Annotated in this window: 15 protein-coding genes; 7 read left to right on the top strand and 8 right to left on the bottom strand. The window is 74.0% G+C overall.

Annotation, left to right across the window (positions count from 1 at the left end):
- Window positions 1–17 precede the first annotated feature (17 nt).
- Window positions 18–842 carry a TatD family hydrolase gene (locus CHF16_RS16675; RefSeq protein ID WP_089326961.1) on the bottom strand — a complete coding sequence of 275 codons (825 nt, stop codon included), beginning with the start codon at window positions 840–842 and terminating at the stop codon, window positions 18–20.
- On the bottom strand, window positions 839–2635 hold the full coding sequence (gene metG / locus CHF16_RS16670) for a methionine--tRNA ligase (RefSeq protein ID WP_089326960.1): 1797 nt from the start codon (window positions 2633–2635) through the stop codon (window positions 839–841). The genes CHF16_RS16675 and metG overlap by 4 nt, the downstream gene beginning before the upstream one ends.
- 97 nt (window positions 2636–2732) lie before the next feature.
- On the opposite strand from metG, the gene CHF16_RS16665 reads away from it, so the two are divergent.
- Complete coding sequence (locus CHF16_RS16665; protein ID WP_089326959.1) at window positions 2733–4349, top strand: ArnT family glycosyltransferase; 1617 nt, start codon at window positions 2733–2735, stop codon at window positions 4347–4349.
- A 48-nt stretch (window positions 4350–4397) separates the two neighbouring features.
- Here the strand turns inward: CHF16_RS16665 and CHF16_RS16660 are convergent, their stop codons facing one another.
- Together CHF16_RS16660 and CHF16_RS16655 are read right to left on the bottom strand one after the other, a co-directional pair.
- The gene (locus CHF16_RS16660) at window positions 4398–6269 is read right to left on the bottom strand and encodes a hypothetical protein (RefSeq protein ID WP_245868633.1); all 1872 of its coding nucleotides are present in this window, start codon (window positions 6267–6269) and stop codon (window positions 4398–4400) included.
- Between the two features lie 73 nt (window positions 6270–6342).
- The gene (locus tag CHF16_RS16655; RefSeq protein ID WP_089326957.1) at window positions 6343–7692 is read right to left on the bottom strand and encodes a glycosyltransferase family 2 protein; all 1350 of its coding nucleotides are present in this window, start codon (window positions 7690–7692) and stop codon (window positions 6343–6345) included.
- Window positions 7693–8440: 748 nt separating this feature from the next.
- On the opposite strand from CHF16_RS16655, the gene CHF16_RS16650 reads away from it, so the two are divergent.
- The gene (locus tag CHF16_RS16650) at window positions 8441–9883 is read left to right on the top strand and encodes a hypothetical protein (protein ID WP_245868630.1); all 1443 of its coding nucleotides are present in this window, start codon (window positions 8441–8443) and stop codon (window positions 9881–9883) included.
- A gap of 39 nt (window positions 9884–9922) precedes the next feature.
- Here the strand turns inward: CHF16_RS16650 and CHF16_RS16645 are convergent, their stop codons facing one another.
- Window positions 9923–10225, bottom strand: a complete 303-nt coding sequence (locus CHF16_RS16645) for a hypothetical protein (protein ID WP_089326956.1) — start codon at window positions 10223–10225, stop codon at window positions 9923–9925.
- A 121-nt stretch (window positions 10226–10346) separates the two neighbouring features.
- Window positions 10347–11192, bottom strand: coding sequence for a 16S rRNA (cytidine(1402)-2'-O)-methyltransferase (gene rsmI, locus CHF16_RS16640; protein ID WP_089326955.1), 846 nt, complete (start codon window positions 11190–11192; stop codon window positions 10347–10349).
- Between the two features lie 115 nt (window positions 11193–11307).
- On the opposite strand from rsmI, the gene CHF16_RS16635 reads away from it, so the two are divergent.
- Entirely contained in the window at window positions 11308–12996 is a 1689-nt protein-coding gene (locus CHF16_RS16635) for a dolichyl-phosphate-mannose--protein mannosyltransferase (protein WP_089326954.1), read from the top strand.
- A 31-nt stretch (window positions 12997–13027) separates the two neighbouring features.
- On the opposite strand, the gene CHF16_RS16630 is transcribed toward CHF16_RS16635, so the two are convergent.
- On the bottom strand, window positions 13028–14218 hold the full coding sequence (locus tag CHF16_RS16630) for an MFS transporter (protein ID WP_089326953.1): 1191 nt from the start codon (window positions 14216–14218) through the stop codon (window positions 13028–13030).
- A gap of 114 nt (window positions 14219–14332) precedes the next feature.
- Here CHF16_RS16630 and CHF16_RS16625 point away from each other — a divergent pair, with 114 nt between their 5' ends.
- Together CHF16_RS16625 and bla are read left to right on the top strand one after the other, a co-directional pair.
- Entirely contained in the window at window positions 14333–15361 is a 1029-nt protein-coding gene (locus tag CHF16_RS16625) for a LacI family DNA-binding transcriptional regulator (protein WP_089326952.1), read from the top strand.
- A gap of 149 nt (window positions 15362–15510) precedes the next feature.
- The gene (gene bla, locus CHF16_RS16620; protein WP_089326951.1) at window positions 15511–16485 is read left to right on the top strand and encodes a class A beta-lactamase; all 975 of its coding nucleotides are present in this window, start codon (window positions 15511–15513) and stop codon (window positions 16483–16485) included.
- A 43-nt stretch (window positions 16486–16528) separates the two neighbouring features.
- Here the strand turns inward: bla and CHF16_RS16615 are convergent, their stop codons facing one another.
- Window positions 16529–18178, bottom strand: coding sequence for a penicillin-binding transpeptidase domain-containing protein (locus tag CHF16_RS16615; RefSeq protein WP_089326950.1), 1650 nt, complete (start codon window positions 18176–18178; stop codon window positions 16529–16531).
- A 113-nt stretch (window positions 18179–18291) separates the two neighbouring features.
- On the opposite strand from CHF16_RS16615, the gene CHF16_RS16610 reads away from it, so the two are divergent.
- Entirely contained in the window at window positions 18292–19254 is a 963-nt protein-coding gene (locus tag CHF16_RS16610; RefSeq protein WP_089326949.1) for a LysR family transcriptional regulator, read from the top strand.
- A 14-nt stretch (window positions 19255–19268) separates the two neighbouring features.
- The gene (locus CHF16_RS16605; RefSeq protein WP_089326948.1) at window positions 19269–20201 is read left to right on the top strand and encodes a serine hydrolase; all 933 of its coding nucleotides are present in this window, start codon (window positions 19269–19271) and stop codon (window positions 20199–20201) included.
- Window positions 20202–20217 lie beyond the last annotated feature (16 nt).

Here is a 20217-nt window from a genome sequence, read left to right as displayed (position 1 = left end):
GACTCACCGGCCCCCGGTCACCAGGGGCCGAAGACGCGCTCCCCGTTCGCGGCGATCGCCGTGCACAGCTCCGCCACGTCCACGCCCTTGGCCTCGGCCATCGCCCGGACGGTGTGCGGGATCAGGTACGAGGCGTTCGGCTTGCCGCGGTGCGGGATCGGGGTGAGGAACGGCGCGTCGGTCTCCACGAGCAGCAGGTCGAGCGGCGCCGCCCGCAGCGCGTCCCGCAGCGGCTCGGCGTTCTTGAACGTGACGTTCCCGGCGAAGCTCATCACGTAGCCGCGCTCGGCGCAGACCTCCGCCATCGCGGCGTCGCCGGAGAAGCAGTGGAACACCACCTTCTCCGGCGCGCCCTCCTCGGCCAGGATCGCGAGGACGTCGTCGTGCGCGTCGCGGTCGTGGATGACCAGCGCCTTGCCCGTCCGCTTGGCGATCTCGATGTGCCCGCGGAACGAGCGGTGCTGGTCGTCCTTGGGCGCCCAGTCGCGGTAGTAGTCCAGGCCGGTCTCGCCGATCGCGCGGACCTTCGGGTGCGCGGCCAGCCGCGCGATGTCCTCCAGGACGGCGTCGGTGATCCCCGTCGTGTCGTTCGGGTGCATCGCGACGGCCGCGTACACGTCGTCGAACTCGGCCGCGGCGTCCACCGCGAACCGGGACGACGGCAGGTCGCAGCCGATCGTGACGATCCGGGTGACGCCCGCGGCCTTCGCCGACTTCAGCTGCTCGTCCACCGGCGTGTCGACGACGTCGAGGTGGCAGTGGCTGTCGAAGACGTCCACGGGCAGGCGCTCGGGCAGCGGGGGGTAGGACCGGGCGGCCTGCCCGTCGCCGTCCCGGGTCACGCCTCGCTCTCCAGCCGGGCGAGCTCCTCGTCCACGACGGAGGAGTCCAGCTTCTTGAACAGCGGCGTCGGCTTGGCCAGCGGCACGCCCGGCTTGATCGGGACGGACTCCCAGCGCGCCTCGGTCGCGTAGTCGCCGGTGAGGACGCGATAGTCGGGGCCGCCCTCCTCCGACACCGTCTCCAGGTCCGGCATGCCGCTCCACACGCCCTGGCCGCCGAGCATCTCGTAGACCTTCTGCGAGGAGTTCGGCAGGAACGGCGTCAGCAGCGTCTTCGCGTCGTCCACCACCTGGAGCGCGGTGTGCAGGATCGACTTGACCCGCTCCGGGTCGTCCTTCAGCTTCCAGGGCGCCTGGTCGGACAGGTACTTGTTGGCGTCGCGGACGACGTCCAGCGCCTCGGTGATCGAGCTCTTGAACCGGGACCGGCCGAGCTCGGCGCCCACCGCGCCGAAGGCGTTGCGGCTGCGCTCCAGCAGCGCCCGGTCGGCGTCGGTGAGCTCGCCCGCGTCCGGGATCGCGCCGAAGTTCTTCGCCGCCATGTTCACCGACCGGTTGACCAGGTTGCCCCACGCGGCGACCAGCTCGTCGTTGTTGCGGCGGACGAACTCCGCCCACGTGAAGTCGGTGTCCTGGTTCTCGGGGCCGGCGACCGCGACGTAGTAGCGCAGCGCGTCGACGTCGTAGCGCTCCAGGAAGTCCTTGACGTAGATGACGACGTTGCGGGACGAGGAGAACTTCCTGCCCTCCATCGTCAGGAACTCGGACGATACGACCTCGGTCGGGACGTTCAGCGCGCCGAGCGAGCCGGGCGTGCCGCCCTTGTCGCCCCGGCCGCTGTAGCCGAACAGCATCGCCGGCCAGATTTCGGCGTGGAAGACGATGTTGTCCTTGCCCATGAAGTAGTAGGACAGGGCCTCCGGGTCCTGCCACCAGGCGCGCCACGCCTCCGGGTCGCCGGACCGCTTCGCCCACTCCACCGACGCGGAGAAGTAGCCGACGACCGCGTCGAACCACACGTACAGCTTCTTCGCCGGGTTGTCGCGCCAGCCGTCCAGCGGGATCGGCACGCCCCAGTCGAGGTCGCGGCTGATCGCCCGCGGCTGCATGTCGTCCAGCAGGTTCAGCGCGAACTTCAGCACGTTCGGGCGCCACTGGCCCTGCTTGCCGCGCAGGTACCGGCCGAGGACCTCGGTGAACGCGGGCAGGTCGAGCATGAAGTGCTCGGTCTCCACGAACTTCGGCTTCTCGCCGTTGATCCGCGACACCGGGTTGATCAGGTCGATCGGGTCGAGCTGGTTGCCGCAGTTGTCGCACTGGTCGCCGCGCGCCCCGTCGAAGCCGCAGATCGGGCAGGTGCCCTCGATGTAGCGGTCCGGGAGGGTGCGGCCGGTGGACGGCGAGATCGCGCCCATCGTCTTGGTCGGGAAGATGTAGCCGTTGTCGTACAGGCCCTTGAAGATCTCCTGGACGACCGCGTAGTGGTTCAGCGTCGTCGTCCGGGTGAACAGGTCGTAGGACATGCCGAGGCCGTGCAGGTCCTCGGCGATCACGGAGCTGTAGCGGTCGGCGAGCTCGCGGGCGGTCACGCCCTCCTTGTCGGCCTGGACCTGGATCGGCGTGCCGTGCTCGTCGGTGCCGCTGACCATCAGGACCTTGTTGCCCGCCATCCGCTGGTAGCGGCTGAACATGTCGGCGGGCAGCGCGAATCCGGAGACGTGCCCGATGTGACGGGGCCCGTTGGCGTACGGCCAGGCGGGCGCGGTCAAGATGTGACGGCTTGACGAGGACATGTGTTCAAGGGTAGTCGCGTCGCGGGCGCCCCGGCACGCGAGTAACCTGGTCCGGGTTCCGGGGCAGGTTGATCAGCGGAGGCGGGGGACCCCAGGCATGGCCCAGACCACGTCCGACGAGGCCGTCGGCCGGTCCCCGAGCGCCGCACCGGACGCGCCGCCCCGGCGGCCCGCCGCCCGGCTGCTCGCCCGCGCGCGCCGCACCCGGCGGGTGGTGTGGCTGTCCCTGCTGGTGTCGGCGTCCGCGGTGCTGGCGCAGTGGGTGACCAAGCCGCCGCCGCTGTACTTCGACCCGTACTACGTGTGGCTCGCGGCCCGCGACTGGCCCGACATCCCGCTCACGCAGTGGCCGTTCGACGAGGTCCCGCACCAGGTCACCCGGATCGGCCTGGTGCTGCCGGCGCGGCTCGTCCAGGAGGTCCTCGGCCCCGGCCAGGCCGCCTACTTCACCATCGCGGCGCTCGGCGCGATCGCGTTCTTCACCGGGACGTACCTGGTCGTCCGGTCCCTGTTCGGGGACGTGGCGGGGGTCGCGTCCGCGCTGATCCTGCTGGTCCACCCGTTCTTCACGATGACGAACCCGTTCGGCCACGAGATCACCTGGTCGACCGGGGTGATGCTGCCGGACATGCCGGGCGCCGGGCTGTTCGCGATCGGGATGGCGGGCCTCGTCGTCGCGAGCCGCCGCACCGGGCGGGCGCAGACCCGGATGCTGCTCGCCGCCGGGGTGCTCCTCGGCGCCTCGTTCCTCGTCCGCGAGTTCCTCGCGTTCCTGTTCCTCGCGATCCCCGCCTACCTGGCGCTGCTGCGCATCCCGTGGCGGCGCAACATCACGGTCGGCGCGCCGATGCTCGCGATCCTGCTGCTGAACTTCGCGCACAACCAGCTCGTGTGGGGCAGCCCGCTCGCCGGGCTGATGTCGGCGGCCGAGCACGGCGGCCAGTCCCGCGACTACGTGACCCGCGAGCTCGCCGCCCGCTCGTTCCTGCGCGCGATGCACGACTGGAACCCGCTCGGCCTCGTCTTCACCGCCGCGCTCGCCCTCACGGTCGTCGGCTGGGCCGTCACCCGCGACCGGCGCCTCGCGCTCGTCCTGGTGTGGTTCCTCTCCCTCGCGATCCCGCTGACGCTGTGCGCGGGCGTCCTCGACCCGAACGACATCAAGCTGCGCGCGTGGCTCCAGCGGTACTGGTTCTCGGTGCTGCCCGCGCTCCTCGCCGGCGGGTTCGGGTCGCTGATCCTGATGTTCCGGATGGTGCCGCGGCAGTGGGCGTCGCGGCTGCGGCTCGCGACGGTCGTCGTGCCGGTCCTCGCGGTCGCGCTGGGCGGGACGTACACGGTCGCCGCCGTCCGCGCCGTCCCCGACCTGCCGCGCGACAAGGCGTGGGGCGAGCTGCGCGGCTACCTCGGCGGGCACCGCGACATCACGCTCATCTGCGCCGACCGGCGGCTCGCGCAGACCCTGACCTTCTACACCCGCGACGTGTGGGGCGACCCGGTCTGGCGCGGCGAGATCCGCGACTTCCCGCACTACATGCCGGTGCCGCGCGACGCGATGGAGGGCCCGATGCTCTACACGCGCTGGCGCGGCATGGAGTCGCAGATCGGCGGCGGGTGGCGCCCCGAGCCGGCCCAGGGCTGGACGCTGATGTGGCGATCGTCGGACGGCGTGCTGCAACTCTGGAACCCGCCGCCCCAGCCTCCCTCTTCGTAGGCGCGGCCCGTCCGGGGGCCGGGGGGTTCGGGGTCCGGCGGGCCGGGGTCAGCGGGTCCAGGCGACCCAGTCGCCCTGGACGGTGCGGCGGCTGTCGGCCACGTGCCATCCGGGCGGGGCGCCCTTCGGCCAGGACGCGGTGGCGGGGACGTCCTTCGGCCACGCCAGCACGACCATGTCCACGTTCTGCGGCGGCGCGACGTCGCGGGCGTTGAAGACGATGCCCTCGCTCCACCACGACCAGTAGAACTGGGACAGCCGGATCGTCCAGGGGACGTTCCAGTCGACGGCGACGGACCGCTGCGCGCGCAGGTCGACGTGGTCGCGCAGGTCGGTGTGCGCGGTCTCGGCGCGCACCATCGGCTGCGCGATGCGGTCGATGGCGGTGGCGCACATGGCGACCGCGACGGCGGCGACCAGCGCCGCGAGCAGGGTGGAGCCGTGCCTGCGCAGCCGCATGGCGGCCACCGACAGGGCCAGCAGGACGAGGCCCGCCACGGTGGCGTGCCAGAGGCGGAACGACGTCCAGTCCCAGGTGAGCAGGGAGGTCTCGGGGAAGTCGTAGGCCGTGTAGGTGTACTGGCCGAGCAGGTCGCCCGCGTACCACTGGACGACGCACGCCGCGGCGACGGTCAGCGCGGCGGCCGCCGACGCCGCCCGCAGCAGCGTCCTGGGCGCGGCGCGGAGCAGGACCGCGACTCCGGCCGCGAACAGCACCGGGGTGACGGAGGCGAGGTAGCGGCCGTAGACGTAGTTGCCGATGCGGTACTCGACGGGCAGCGCCGCCGACGTCGCGACCGCGATGCCCGCCACGAGCGCGAGGACGGCGAGGGCCAGCGCCCGGGTCCGGCCCGGCGAGCCCGCCGGCGCGCGCGGCGGCCGGACGGCGGCGCGCACCGCCGCGAGCAGCCCCACGGCGGCGAGGCCGCCGGTCGCCACGGCCGTGTACCAGACCTGGCCGGTGCCGAGCGACAGCATCCAGCCCCAGCCGTCGGCGGTGGTGAGCCGCCGCACGACGTTGCCGCCGAGGTCGTTGTCGCCGTAGGGGTACATGTGCGGCAGCAGGGAGCGGTTCAGCAGCGTCCCGGCGCCCGTCGCGGCGGCGAGGACGAGCCCGGCGGCGGAGGCGTTCCGCCACGACCGCCACCGGAACACCGGCGCGGCCGCGATCAGCGCCGCGTGCACGGCCAGCAGGATCACGCCGCGCGTGTGGCAGGTGGCGGCGTAGGCGACGATGAGGGACGCGCCCGTCCCGTACAGCAGCGGGCGGCGCGGGGCGCGCTCACCGGGGCGCGCGGGGGGCGCGGCCAGCCACGCGTGGGCCAGCAGCAGCCAGCCGGTGAACAGCACCGGCAGGATCGCGTCCGTGAGGACGAACGCGGAGTAGAACAGCACGCACGGCAGCAGCGCGGTGACGTGCGCGAAGACGTACGACCAGCGGCGCCGCACCTGGAGGCGGCGCAGCAGCAGGTAGGCCAGCGGCAGCATCAGCGCGCTGAGCAGCGCGTTGATCACCAGGGCCGTCCGGTAAACGCCGACCGGGCCGGTGCCGAGCCAGATGGCGGGGGTCAGCAGCAGCGGGTAGCCGCCCCGGTAGACCGTTCCGAACGACATGTCCGCGCCGGGGCCGCCGGTGAGGACGCGGGCGGCGAACAGGTAGCCGGACTCGTCCGGCGTCGCGACCGGGATCGTCTGGCCGGCGGCGAACCACAGCCGCAGCGCGACCTGCGCGGCCCAGCCCAGCAGGAACAGCCAGATCCAGCGGCGCCGGGCGGCCGGGGACGCGGCGGCGCCGGGCTCCGCCGGACCGGCCGAGGTCCGCGGGGCGGTGCGCGACGCGGTCCGGGCGCCCGCCGGGGGGCGGGTGCTCATCGGGCCGCGGCGCGGGCGGTCGGTGAAGGAAGATCCATCGCAGGTCAAGCCTGTCACAGTGCGGGCGGCGCGCCGGTCTCCGGGCCCGGGACGTTCAGCGGGCTTTCAGCCCGGGCGCCCGTCAGCGCTCGGCCGCACCGCCCTCGCCGGTCTCGCCGGTCTCCGGCGCGGCCTCGGCCGAGCCCGCGGCGACCTTCTCCTCGCTCCCAGCCTCCGCCTTCTTCGCCTCCACCTTCGCGTCCTCCGCCTTCGCGGCCTCGGCCTTCTCGGCGGCGCGCTTGGCCTTGTGCGCCGCGGCGTCCACGACGCCCGCGGCCTCCTCGGCCGGGTCGGTGAGCGGCGGGTGCTGGCGGCGGCGGATGCCGAGGATGCTGACGAACAGCGAGGCGAAGATCGCCTGGAAGCTCATCACCAGCGCGGTCGCGGCGGGCACGACGATGCGCAGCGAGTGCCGCGGGTCGAGCTCGCCGAAGCTGTTGACCCGCCAGTGCAGCAGCGACGCGACGAGCCCGGCGAGGCCCGCGGCCGCGAGCAGCCCGCCGATCAGCAGGCCGCGCTCCAGGCTCCACCAGTCGATGATCTTCTGGACCCGGCGGTCGTGCGGCAGGAATCCCTCCTGCATCGCGTAGACCTTCGTGAGCAGCGCGAACAGCACCGCCTGGAAGCCGATGACCAGCGCGGCGGACGCGCCGACCAGCGTGTCGACGTCGAAGGCGATCTCCCCGACGGTCACCGGGCCGGTCGACAGCGCGACCCCGGCGACGAGGCCGAGAGTCATGAAGACCAATCCGGGGATGAGGAAGAGCCAGCGGGGGCTGTAGAGGAGGAGGAAGCGCAGATGGCGCCATCCGTCACGCCAGGTGTTGAGGTGCGGTGCGCGGGTGCGGCCGTCGGGCGACAGCGTGGTCGGGACCTCGCGGATGTCGTAGCCCTGGAGGGTCGCCTTGACGACCATCTCGCTGGCGAACTCCATGCCGCCGGTCTGCAGGCCGAGCCGCATGATGGCGTCCTTGTCGAACGCGCGCAGCCCGCAGTGGAAGTCGCCGATCTTGCTGCCGAAGAACAGCCGGCCGATGAAGCTCAGCACCGGGTTGCCCAGGTAGCGGTGCAGCGGCGGCATGGCGCCGTCGGCGATGCCGCCCTTGAACCGGTTGCCCATGACGAGGTCGGCGCCGTCGCGCAGCTCGTCCAGGAACGGGCCGAGGGTGGTGAAGTCGTAGGAGTCGTCGGCGTCGCCCATCGCGACGTACTTGCCGCGCGCGGCCCGGATCCCGCCCATGAGGGCGTTGCCGTAGCCCTTGTCGACCACGGGCACGACGCGGGCGCCGGCGTCCCTGGCGAGCTGCTGGCTGCCGTCCGTGCTGCCGTTGTCGGCGATGACCACCTCGCCGTCGATGCCCTTGTCCTCGAAGAAGCCGATGGTCTTGCGGACGCAGGTCTCGACCGTTTCGGCCTCGTTCAGACATGGCATCACTACGGAGAGTTCCACGCGATCTCCTTCGTTACCCCTGGTGACCGTCTGCGGTGTTTTCCACTAATCTCAGTTGTTCCGCGGGGCGGCCCGTCGTCGTTCATGATGCCTGCCGGGGACGGGTAATGATGGCCGCTCTCGTCAAGAGCACCCGTATCGTGTTGCGCACTTGCAACCGAAAGACCCTCTCCGCCACGGTCGCGGGCGGCAGGCTAGGACGTCAAGCATACGGGCACGGCGGCCCGGAAAGGGTGGGTCTGCTGTGACGCGCGCCGGAGAACGCACCGTCGGCGGAGAGAGCGCCCGCGGAGAGAGCGATGCCACCGGACCGGGGGCCGGACACCGAAGGGGAGGTGCGGCAGTGGCGGGGGAAGCGCCGCGGGGCACCGCGCTGGAGACAGGGCTCGGCACCATGCCCGATGCCGCGGGGGACGCAGACGCGGAGGCGTCCGCCGAGGTCGGAGCGTCCGCCGGGGCCGGCGGCACCGCCCGCAAGGCCGCCGGGAAGGCCGCGGCCGGGGCCGACACGCCCGGCGGGACGGGTGGTGCTGGAAATCCCGGCAAAGCCATTGCGGACGGCTCCGAATCCCCAGCCGGGACCGACCGGAAGAAGGGCCGCGCGGCCTCCGAGGAAAAGGCCGCGGATGCACCGCCGATTGACGGAACCTCCGCGGACGCGACGGTTTCGAGTGGTAAGCGACGCGCGCGCGGGCTGTGGACGCTGGCGCGCCGCCATCCGGCATTCAGTGTGATCATTGCCACAGCGGCACTTCTCCGGCTGGTGGCGATGCTCGGCTACCAGCCGGTCATGTACTTCAACGACAGCTTCGACTACCTGCACGTCGCGACCGACCCGTACCCGCACCCGCTGCGCCCCGACGGCTACGCGTTCCTGCTCTGGATCCTCAAGCCGCTGCACAGCTTCGCGCTCATCGCCGGGCTCCAGCACCTGATGGGCCTGGCCATGGGCGTGATGATCTACGCCCTGCTGCGGCGCCGGTTCGGGCTGCCCGGCTGGGGCGCGGCGCTCGCCGCCGCGCCGGTGCTGCTGGACGCCTACCAGCTCCAGCTGGAGCACCTCGTCCTGTCGGACACGCTGTTCACCTTCCTGGTGGTGAGCGCCGTCACGCTGCTGCTGTGGCGGGACCGCCCGTCCTGGAAGGTCGCCGCGGCGGTCGGGCTGATCGTCGGGATGGCGTGGCTGACCCGCTCGGTCGGCCTGCCGGTGCTGCTCGGCGTGCTGGTGTTCCTGCTGCTCCGACGGGCCGGCTGGAAGCCGATCGCGGTGCTGCTCGCCGCGTGCATGCTGCCGGTGCTGGCGTACATGGGCTGGTACAAGGTCGACGGCGGCAAGTTCGCGATCACCGAGAGCAACGGGATCTTCCTGTACGCGCGGGTCTACAAGTTCGCCGACTGCCACCAGATGAAGGACCTGCCGGTCCGCGAGTACCCGCTGTGCACCGAGCCCGCGAACCGGCTGCCGAACTCCCAGGACGGCATCTGGAACGCCCAGTCCCCGCTGAACCGCTACACCGGCACCCGGTTCAGCCCCGAGAACAACGCGCTCGGCAACGACTTCGCCAAGCGGGCGATCATCGCGCAGCCCGGCGACTACCTGAAGGTCGTCGCGCACGACTTCTTCCGGGTGTTCCGGTGGGAGCGGACGGTCTTCCCCGACCCCGCCACCTACGGGCAGTACGAGTTCGAGAAGACCAGCCGCCCGCTGCCGGACTGGCACATGCCGGGCGGCGGGGTCGCCTCCCAGGAGGCCAAGGCGTACGAGCGCGGCAACGCCCGGACGCAGGTGGTGGAGCCGTTCGCCGGCGTCGCCCGCGGCTACCAGGACGTCTTCTACCTGCGCGGGACGATGCTCGGCGGCGTGCTGCTGCTCGGCCTGGCCGGGCTCGTCCCGCTGTGGCGGCGGTTCGGCGGCGCGGCGCTGCTGCCGTGGACGCTCGCGACCGGGCTGCTGCTCGCGCCCGCCGCGACCGCCGAGTTCGACTACCGGTACGTGCTGCCCGCCGTCCCGCTGGCCGCGCTGGCCGCCGGGGCTGCGTTCGCGCCGGACGTCCGCGCGACGGTCGCCGGGTGGGGGCGGCGGCTGCGGCGCGGGCCGGGCGCGGCGGCGGCCGCACCCGCGGCGGACGCCCCGGAGATCGAGGCCAAGGTCCCCGAGGTCGCCGCGAAGTGACGGTGGCGTGAGCCCGGGAGGGCGTGAGTCTCGGGCCCGCTACCAGGCGTGCATGCGGCGCAGGTGGAAGACCATCGCCACGTCGCTGCCGGAGCGGACCTTCGGGATCTCGCCCTCCCGGCCGCGCGTCGCCGAAAGCGCCTTGACGTTCTGGCTGCCGCACTTCGGGCAGGAGCGGTCCATCCAGGGCGTCGTGCAGGGCTGCCCGCCGCGCTCGTAGATGACGGCCTCGTTGCCGTGCCCGTCGCCCGCATGGCGGACCTCGAGCTCCTCGTTCCAGGTCGTCGTGCAGTTGAGGCACTCGAAGACCCACACCTCGTGGCTCGTCCATGTGTCCAGCACGGCACTCACCCCCTCGGAGACCGTCTCGGGCGCGTCCCGCTGACCGCGTCCACCATCCGGGTTTATGCCCAGTAAAGCCGAGTCTGGACCGCGCGTGCCGGGACTTCGTTCCATCCCGCGCCTACGTCCTGGACTTCACCACGGCGTCGTAGACCACCCGCTTCGGGGCGCCGTTCTCCTTCGCGACCTCCGCGATCGCCTGCTTGCGGGGCGTCCCGGCCTCCTCGCGGGCGGCGACGGCCGCGGCCAGCTCGGCGGGTTCGCGCAGCCCGGACGGCTCGGGCGCGCCCCCGACCACCAGCGTGATCTCACCGAGGACCCCGTCCGCGGCCCAGCCGGCCAGCTCGCCGAGCGTGCCGCGCCGGATCTCCTCGTAGGTCTTGGTCAGCTCCCGGCAGACCGCGGCGGGCCGGTCCGCGCCGAACGCCCCGGCCATCGCGCCGAGGGTGTCGGCCAGCCTGCGCGGCGACTCGAAGAACACCATGGTGCGGGGCTCACCGGCCAGCGCGCCGAACCGGCGGGCCCGCTCGCCGGGCTTGCGGGGCGGGAACCCCTCGAAGCAGAACCGGTCGGTGGGCAGCCCCGACACCGCCAGCGCGGTCGTGACGGCGGACGGCCCGGGCAGCGCCGAGACCGGCACCCCGGCCGCGACGGCGGCGCGCACCAGCCGGTAGCCGGGGTCGGACACCCCCGGCATCCCCGCGTCGGTGATCACCAGCACGTCCCGCCCGGCCAGCAGCTCCTCGACCAGGCCCTCGGCCCGCGCCCGCTCGTTCAGGTCGTTGTAGGACACGACGCGGCCGGCGGTCCGCACCCCGAGGTCGCCCGCCAGCCGGCGCAGCCGCCGGGTGTCCTCGGCCGCGATCACCGGCGCGTCCGCGAGCGCCGCGCGCAGCCGCTCCGACGCGTCCTCGGCCCGCCCGATGGGCGCCGCCGCCAGCAGCAAGGTCCCGGTCACGCGGATCATTCTCCCACCCGGGCGCCGTCTCCGGGCCGCCCGGCACCGCCCGCCGGGCCGCCCGGCGGGCCGCGGCGCCGCCGGGCGGGCCTGCGCGGGGCGGGGCCGCCCGTACGATGACGGGATGGCGACGACGGATACGGCCCCCGCTCCTGCCACCGCGTCCGGGCGCCGGACGTCCGCGCTGCGGGACTGGCTCGCGCCCGCGATCCCGGGCAGCGCGCCGCTGTCCTGGCTGGGCCCGCTGCTGGTGACGGCGCTCGCCGCGTTCCTGCGGTTCGACCGGCTGGGGTCGCCGAAGGCGGTGGTCTTCGACGAGACGTACTACGCCAAGGACGCGCTGGCCCTGCTGAAGTTCGGCTGGGAGCACAACACCGTCGAGAACGCCGACAAGATGCTGATCGCCGACCCGGACGCGAACATCTGGGCGAACGGCCCGGCGTTCGTCGCGCATCCGCCGTTCGGCAAGTGGATGATCGCGATCGGCGAGGCGATGTTCGGCGCGACGCCGTTCGGCTGGCGGTTCGTGCCCGCGCTGGCCGGGACGCTGTCGGTGCTGATCCTCTGCCGGGTCGCCCGCCGGATGACCGGGTCGACGCTGCTCGGCTGCGCCGCCGGGCTGCTGCTCGCGCTGGACGGGCTCGCGTTCGTGACCAGCCGGGCCGCGCTGCTCGACGTCTTCGTGATGTTCTGGGTCCTCGCCGGGTTCGCGTGCCTGGTGAACGACCGGGACCGGTCCCGCCGCGCCCTCGCCGAGCGGATCGACCGCGGCGAGACCTCGGTGTACGGGCCGTTCCTCGCGCACGGGTGGCGGTGGGGCGCCGGGGTCTGCCTCGGGCTGGCCTGCGCCACCAAGTGGACGGGCGTCTTCTACGTCGCCGCGTTCGGGATCATGGTCGTGCTGTGGGACTACGGCGCCCGCCGCGCGGCCGGGGTGCGCTCCCCCCTGACCGGGACCATGCTGCTGGAGGCCGTTCCCGCGTTCGTGCAGCTCGTCGTGGTGGGCCTGATGACCTACCTGGCGACCTGGTGGGGGTGGATCTTCAAGCCGGGCGGCTGGGGCCGCGGCGAGGCGTCCGGCAATCCGCTGTGGCGGCCGTTCGAGGCGATGCCGAAGCTGTGGGACTACCACGCGCAGATCCTCGGCTTCCACACCGGGCTGGACGCCAAGCACCCGTACCAGTCGTGGCCCTGGGACTGGCCGATCCTGCGCCGCCCGGTCGCCTTCTTCTACACCGAGCCGAAGGGCGGCTGCGGCGCGGGACGCTGCTCGCGGGAGATCCTCGGGATCGGCACGCCCGCGCTGTGGTGGGGCGCGCTCGTCGCGCTGGTCGTCGTCGCGTTCCTGTGGCTGATCCTGCGGGACTGGCGCGCGGGCGCGATCCTGCTGGGCTTCCTCGCCGGCTGGGCGACCTGGTTCCCGTCGGCGTTCTCGGACCGGACGATGTTCCTGTTCTACGCGACGCCGCTGATCCCGTTCATGGTGCTGGCGGTGGTGCTGGTGCTCGGCTACCTGATCGGTCCGGCGCCGGCCTGGGCGTCCGGCGTACACGCGGCCCGTCCCGGGGAGGCGTACGGCGCCGTCCCCGGCACTCCCCCCGAGCTTTCCGGGACGCCGTACGGGGAGGGCGGGGCGTACGCGCCCGTCCCGGTCCAGGGGGCGGGGGTCCGGCGGCTGGTCGGCGCCGCCGCCGCGGGCGCGTTCCTGCTGGTGGTGCTGGCGAACTTCGCGTACTTCCACCCGATCCTGTCGGCGCAGACCATCCCGTACGACGACTGGCACGAGCGGATCTGGTTCCAGTCCTGGGTGTGACCCGGCTCCTGGTGCGGCCGGCGATCCCGAACTAGGCGGTGACGGCCGTGCGGCGTCCGGGGCGGATCGTCCGTCCGCCGAGCAGGAAGAGGGCCAGCGCGAGCGCGCCGCCCGCGCCGGCGCCGGCGAACGCGCCCGGGACGCCCGCCGCGTCCTGCCCGACGCCGGCGACGAACGAGCCGAGCGAGCCGCCGGCACCGATCGCGGCGACGACCCACGCGAACGCCTCGGTGACGGTCCCGGCGGGCGCGAGCCGGTCGACGAGCGCGAAGCTGCACGCCAGCACGGGGGCGAGGAAGACGCCGGACACGAACGCCAGCACGGACATGACCGGCAGGGACGGCGCGAGGACGAGCGGGACGTAGCCGGCGGCGAGCGCGGCGAGCAGCCAGCGCAGCCTGCGGTGCGGCTCGCCCGGCCAGGGGCGGGCGCCGTAGCCGATCCCGCCGGCGAGGGCGCCGCCCGCCATGCAGGCCAGCAGCAGCCCGGAGGCGATGTCGCTGCCCTCCTCCTCGGCGTAGGCGACGACGGCGACGGCGTAGACGCCGAGCGCGATCCCGGCGCAGCCGAGCGACACCAGCAGCACCCGCAGGCCCGGGGAGCGCAGCGGCCCGGCCCAGTCGGCGGCGCGCGGCGCGCTCCGCCACCGGCGGGACGGCCCGGACAGCGCCACGACGAGCGTCCCGGCGATGCCGAGCACGCCGGTGAGCAGCAGCGCCGCCTCGGTGCTGAGCGCCGCCGCCGCGACGACGAGGAGCGGTCCGACGGTGAAGAGGAGCTCCTGGGCGGCGGCGTCGAGCGCGTAGGCGGCGTCGACCTGCTCCTGGCCGTCCAGGACGTCCGGCCAGAGCGCGCGCAGCCCGGCCTCCAGCGGCGGGGTGGCGAACCCGGCGAGGATGACGGCGACCACGGCCACCGGCAGCGGGTGGGCGCCCGCGAGCGCCAGGAGCGCGAACCCGGCCGCGGCGGCGCAGGCGGCGGGGAGCAGGACGGGCGGCTGGCCGTAGCGGTCCATGACGCGGCCGAGGACGGGCTGGCCGGCGGCGGTCGCGAGGCCGAGCAGCGCGGCGAGCGCGCCGGCGAGGGGGTAGCCGCCGTCGTCCGCCCGGACGTGCAGCACGACCGCGAGCATGCCCATCCCGTTGGGCAGCCGGCCGAGCAGGGTCCCGCCGAGCAGCCGCGCCGCGTACGGCCTCCGCAGGAAGACGACATAGCCGCGCATCGTTGGCCCCCGGAGTCCCCGTCATACGTAGTACTGAACCCGTCATACGTACCACTTCCGACAAGCCCGGCTCTAGTCTGTTTTTCAGCACAATGTCCGCACAGGGAGGCGCGGGTGCCGGCCATCAGCCGTCCCACCAGCAAAGACGTGGCCCAGGAGGCCGGGGTCTCGCAGTCCACGGTCTCCCTCGTGCTGGGCGGCAAGTGGAGCGGGCGCGTCTCCCCCGCCACCGCGCGCAGCGTCCGGGACGCGGCCGAGCGGCTCGGCTACCGGCCCAACCAGGCGGCCCGGAACCTGCGGCTCGGCACGACCCGGACCGTCCTGCTCATGGTCCCGACCCTGACCGCGCCGTTCTTCGGCCCCGTCTACACGGGCGCGGCGCGGGTCGCGGCCGCGCACGGCTTCGGCGTGGTGGTGTCGACGTGGCCGGACGACGCGCAGGGCCCGGCGGACAGCCCGTTCGGGTCGGAGGAGGCGATCGACGGGGTGCTGGCGTCCTCGATGGCGGTGGACGCCCTGGCCCGGTTCGGCGAGACGCCCGCCGTGATGCTCGACAGCGGCCCCGACCCGCGCACCGCCGGCGCCGTCCCCACGATCGACTTCGGGGTGGCGGACGGCATGCGCGCGATCGCCCGGCATCTCGCCGGCCTCGGCCACCGCCGTTTCGGCCACGTGGCCGCCGCCGTCGACCAGTGGACGTTCCGCGCGCGCGCCGCCGCCCTGGCCTCCGTCGTCGACGACCTGCCGAGCGGCGTCCTGCTGCGGGAGACGTGCGCGATCGATGTCGCGTCCGCGAAGGAGGCCGCGCTGCGGCTGCTGTCGGCCGACGACCCGCCGACCGCACTCGTCTGCGACGACGACCTGATCGCCGCGGGCGCCTACAAGGCGGCGCGGGCGTGCGGGCTGGACGTCCCGTCCGAGCTGTCGGTCAGCGGGTTCGACGACGTGCTGCTGGCCACCGCGCTGGAGCCGGAGCTGACGACCGTGCGGCTGCCCGCCGAGGAGCTGGGCGCGCAGGGCATGGCCGCGCTGCTCGACCTGCTCGCGGGCCGCCGCCCCGCCGCCCGGGTGCTGCCGGGCGACCTCGTCGTGCGCGCGTCGACGGCGCCGCCCCGGGCCGCATCGCCCGGCAGGCGGGCGTGACGGCGTGGCGCGGCGGATCTTCAGGCTCCGGACCCGCCGTGACCCGGACGGACGACCAGGTCAGCCCCCATGCATATGAGGCCGGATATCGCTCGGCGACCGATATCAATATTGGACATCGGTTCCGCGGCTCTGGTCTGCTCACCGGCATGACGAAACACGCTCCCGCCTTCCGGGCGGTCACCGCCGCCCTGCTCGCCGCGTCCGCCGTCGCCGGCTGCGGCGCCGGGAAGGATCCGGCCGCGAAGAGCGCGGCGCCCCAGGCCAACAGCTCCCAGACCGCCACCCCCGCCGCCGTGCGGACGGCCGAAGCGCAGGCGGACGTGACGAGGCAGTTGACCCGCCTTGAGAAGATCCGGAGCACGCGCATCGGCGCCTACGCGATCGACACGGGCACCGGGCAGGTCGTGGGCCACCGGGCGGACGAGACCTTCCCGTTCGCGTCCACGTTCAAGGCCATGGCGTGCGGCGCCGTGCTGCGCAAGGCCCGGCAGAGCGCCCCGGGCCTGCTCGACAAGGTGATCCACTACACCGAGGACGATCTGCAGGAGTTCTCTCCGGTCACCGAGAAGCACGTCGGCACCGGGATGACGGTCGCCGAGCTGTGCCACGCGGCGATCACCCGGAGCGACAACACCGCCGGGAACCTCGTGCTGGAGCAGATCGGCGGGCCCGCGGGCCTCACCGCCTTCTTCCGCTCCCTCGGCGACACGGTCAGCCGCAGCGACCGCACGGAACCCGGCCTGAACCTCTGGAAGCCGGGCGAGAAGCGCGACACGACGGCGCCGCGCCCCTGGGCGGACGACCTGCGCGCGCTCACCACCGGGAACGCGCTCGCCCCCGCCGACCGCACGCGGCTGATCGACTGGCTGAAGGCGACGGTGACCGGCGACAAGCGGATCCGCGCCGGCCTGCCGAAGAGCTGGACGGTCGGCGACAAGACCGGCACGGGCGGCGTCTACGGCAGCGCCAACGACATGGCGATCGCCTACCCGAAGCCCGGCGGCGCCCCGCTGATCATGGTGGTCACCACGACGCGGAAGGGCGAGGACGCCGCCGCGGACGAGAAGTCCATCGCGCTGACCGCCGGCGTCCTCGCCCGCGCCCTGCGGCAGGCGGGCTAGCGGCACGGTGCGCACCGGCCGCCGCCCGCCCGCGGCCGCGGGCTCAGAGGGAGCGCAGGAACTTCGCCGCGATGGGCGCGGCGGCCTCGGCGCCGGTGCCGCCGTCCTCCACGATCACCGCGAACGCGACGTCCTTGCGGTAGCCGATGAACCAGGCGTGGGTGGGCGGGTTCTCCCCCTCGCCGAACTCGGCGGTGCCGGTCTTGCCGGCCGTCCCCGCCGGGAAGCCCACGCCGGACGCGGTGCCCTCGCTCACGACGGCGGGCATCAGGGCGTGCAGCGCCTTCTCGACGGCGGGCTCCAGCTTCTTCGGCCGCTCCGCCTTGCGGCCGCGGGCGTCGGCGGCCTGGCTGACCAGGGCCGCGTCGACCACGCGGGGCGACCGCCACGTGCCGTCGGCCGCGGCGGCGGCGACGCTCGCCATGTTGAGCGGGCTGGTCAGCACCTGGCCCTGCCCGAACGCGGCGGCCGCGAAGGCGGTGTCGTCCTTGGTGGCGGGGAACGCGGCGCGGACGGAGGGCAGCCCGGAGACGATCGGGGCGTTGAACCCGAACTGGGCGGCGACCTGCGCGAGCCGCTTCTCGCCGAGCTTGTCGACCGCGAGCCGCGCGAACGTGGTGTTGCAGGAGTGCGCGAACGCCTCGCGGAACGGGACCGACCCGAAGTCCTCGTGCTGGTAGTTGTGGAAGGACCGGCCGCCGACGGTCGTGGTGGCGGGGCAGCCGACCTTCGTGGCCGGGGACACGCCGTCCGCGACGAGCGCGGCGGCGGTGACGACCTTGAACGTGGAGCCGGGCGGGTACTGGCCCATCAGCGCGCGGTTGTAGCCGCCGGGCTTGTTCGCGACGGCGAGGATCTCGCCGGTGGACGGGCGCAGCGCCACCATCGACGCGGGCTTGCTCGCGCCGGTCAGCGCCTTGCCCGCGGCGGCCTGGACCTTCGGGTCGATCGTAGTCCTGAGCGGCTCGCCGTCGGTGCCGCCGAACCGCTTCAGCGTCTTCACCGCGTTGCCGTCGCCGTCGACGATCTGGACGCTGAGCGCGGGCGTCCCGGCCAGCCGCCGCTCGTACTGCTTCTGCAGGCCGTCCGCGCCGACCAGGTCGCCCTTCTCGTAGGGCGCGCCCAGCCGCTTTGCGGCGTCCGCCGACGCGGCGGCGACCGGGCCGGCGAGCTGCCGCGCCGACCCCGACGGCGAGGAGCCCAGGTCGCTGCCGTCGGCGGCGAGCACGGCGGCGCGGTCGGGCCAGGCGCGTGCGGCGCGCAGCCGCTGGCCCTCCTCCAGCTCCGGGTACAGGAGCTTCGGGGACCACTGGACGAGCCAGTCGCCGTCCCGCTCGACCATCGGCAGCACGCCCTCGTAGGCCCACTTCCGGTCGCCGGCGAGGGTCAGCTCGGCGCTGTAGGCGCCGCCCGCCTTACCGCCGTCCGGCTTGCCGACCGAGGCGACGGTGAAGCGCTGCGCGGTGACGCCGAGGTCGTCGCGCATCCGGGTGAGCCGCTGCTCGAAGTCGGCGGGCGGCCCGTCGGTCAGCCTGCGCATGGCGGCGAGGTCGCCGCCGCTCCAGGCCGCGAGGAAGCGCCCGGCGGCGTCCTCCGGACCCTCGCCGTCGCGCAGGAACCACACCGCACCCGCCCCCACGACCAGCGCCACCACCGCGATCGCGGCGGCGGTGAGCACACGGGATCGGCGCATCGTCGATCTCCCTTCCCCCTGCTATGGAGGCACAAGGACACCAGGCATCGCCCAGAAAGTCCAAGATTGATATCAATGTCACAGATATATCCGAATCGATATCATCGCTGGTCGTGAACCTCGTCGGCCACCTGCGGTGCTTCGTCGTCGTCGCCGAAGAGCTCCACTTCGGCCGCGCGGCGGAGCGGCTCGGCATGGCCCAGCCGCCGCTCAGCCAGCGGATCCAGCGGCTGGAGCGGGAGCTCGGGGTGCGGCTGTTCGACCGGTCCAGCCGGAAGGTGGAGCTGACCGCACCCGGCAGGCTCCTGCTGGAGGAGGCCCGTGACATCCTCACCCGGGTGGAACGCGTCTACTCCGTCGCCGAGCGCGCCCGGCTCGGCGAGGTCGGCGCCGTGCGCGCGGGCCTGCCCGGCGGCCTCGGCGGCCGGGTCGTCGCCGCGCTGATCGCCGCGTTCCGGGACCGCCGCCCCGACCTGCGGCTCGACCTGCGCGAGACCGGGACGGACGAGCAGGTCCGCGCGCTCGCCGACGGCACGCTGGACGCCGGGGTGGTCCGCCACCCGTGCGACTCCCGGGACCTGGAGCTCGGCCCGATGCTCGCGCAGCCGCTCGGCGTGCTGCTGCCCGCCGGCTCCGGCCTCGCCGGCGCGCCGGAGGTGCACCTCGCCGACCTCGGCGGCCACGACCTCGCCGTGGTCCCGCGCGAGGAGGCGCCCGGCGCGCACGACGAGCTCCTCGCGGGCTGCCGGCGGCACGGGTACGCGCCCGCCGCCGTCCACGAGGCGCGCGATCCGCAGTTCATGCTCGGGCTCGTGCTCGCGGGCACGGCCGTGGCGCTCGTCCCGCGCACCGGCGACGCCGCCGGGGCGGTCTGGCGGCCGCTGGTGGGCGAGCCGCTGGCCTGGCGGACGTCCTGCGCGTGGCGGCGCGCCCGCGACCCCGAGCACGCCGGCGCGATCGCCGACTTCAGCGCGGTCGCGACCGCCGTCCTGCGCCTGGAGGCGGGCATGGTGCCGCTGGACGCGGCGCCCGTCCGCCGCGTCGTGCCCCGCCCGTCGTCGGGGTTCCTGGCATGACGGGGACCTCTGGCATGACGGGGGCTTCTGGCAGGAGCGGGGGTCCCGGCACGGGCGGGGCGGACGGCGCGATCCGGCGGATCGAGGCGGAGTTCCGGTCGGCGGGCGTCACCGGGTGGCTGCACGTCGCCGACATCGACACCGGGCGGGATGTCGCGGTCGGCGCGGCCGAGCCGGTGGTGCTCGCGTCGGTGTTCAAGCTGCCGCTGCTGGTGGCGTTCCACCGGCAGGCCGCCACGGGCGTCCTCGACCCGGCCGAGCAGGTCACGCTACGCCCGCAGGACCGCACCGCCGGGCCGACCGGGGTGTCGGCGCTGCTGGACGAGGTGCGCATGTCGCTGCGCGACCTCACCTGCCTGATGATCACCGTGAGCGACAACGCCGCCGCCGACACCGTGCTGGACCGGGTCGGCGGCCGGGACGCGGTGAACGAGGCCGCCGCCGCGCTGGGCCTGCGCGACACGGTCGTCGAGGTCACCGGGCGCGAGCTGCACGAGGGCCTGCTCGCCGACGCCGGCGCGGACAGCTTCGCGGACGTGTGGGCCAGGCTCGACGACCCCGGCCTGCTCGGCCGGCTTCGCGCGCTCGATCCGGCCCGCACCAGCCGCAGCACGCCCCGCGACATGACCCGGCTGGTGTCGCTGATCTGGCGGGACGAGGCCGCGCCCGCCGCGGACTGCGCGGCGATGCGGCGGCTGCTCGGGCTCCAGGTGTGGCCGCACCGGCTCTCGTCGGGCTTCCCGTACGACGACGTCCAGGTCAGCGGCAAGACGGGCACCCTGCTGACCGTCCGCAACGAGGTCGGCGCGGTCGAGTACCCCGACGGCGCCCGCTACGCCGTGGCGATCTTCACACGGTCGCTGCTGCCCGCCGCCGTGCTGCCGCGCGCGGACGCCGTGATCGGCACGACCGCGCGGCTGGCCATTGAGTTTCTCCGCCGCCCCTGACGCGGGGGCGCACCGG

The sequence above is a fragment of the Actinomadura meyerae genome, from assembly GCF_900188445.1.
GTDB classification, from domain to species: domain Bacteria; phylum Actinomycetota; class Actinomycetes; order Streptosporangiales; family Streptosporangiaceae; genus Spirillospora; species Spirillospora meyerae.
This window is presented reverse-complemented; position numbering and strand designations above follow the sequence as displayed.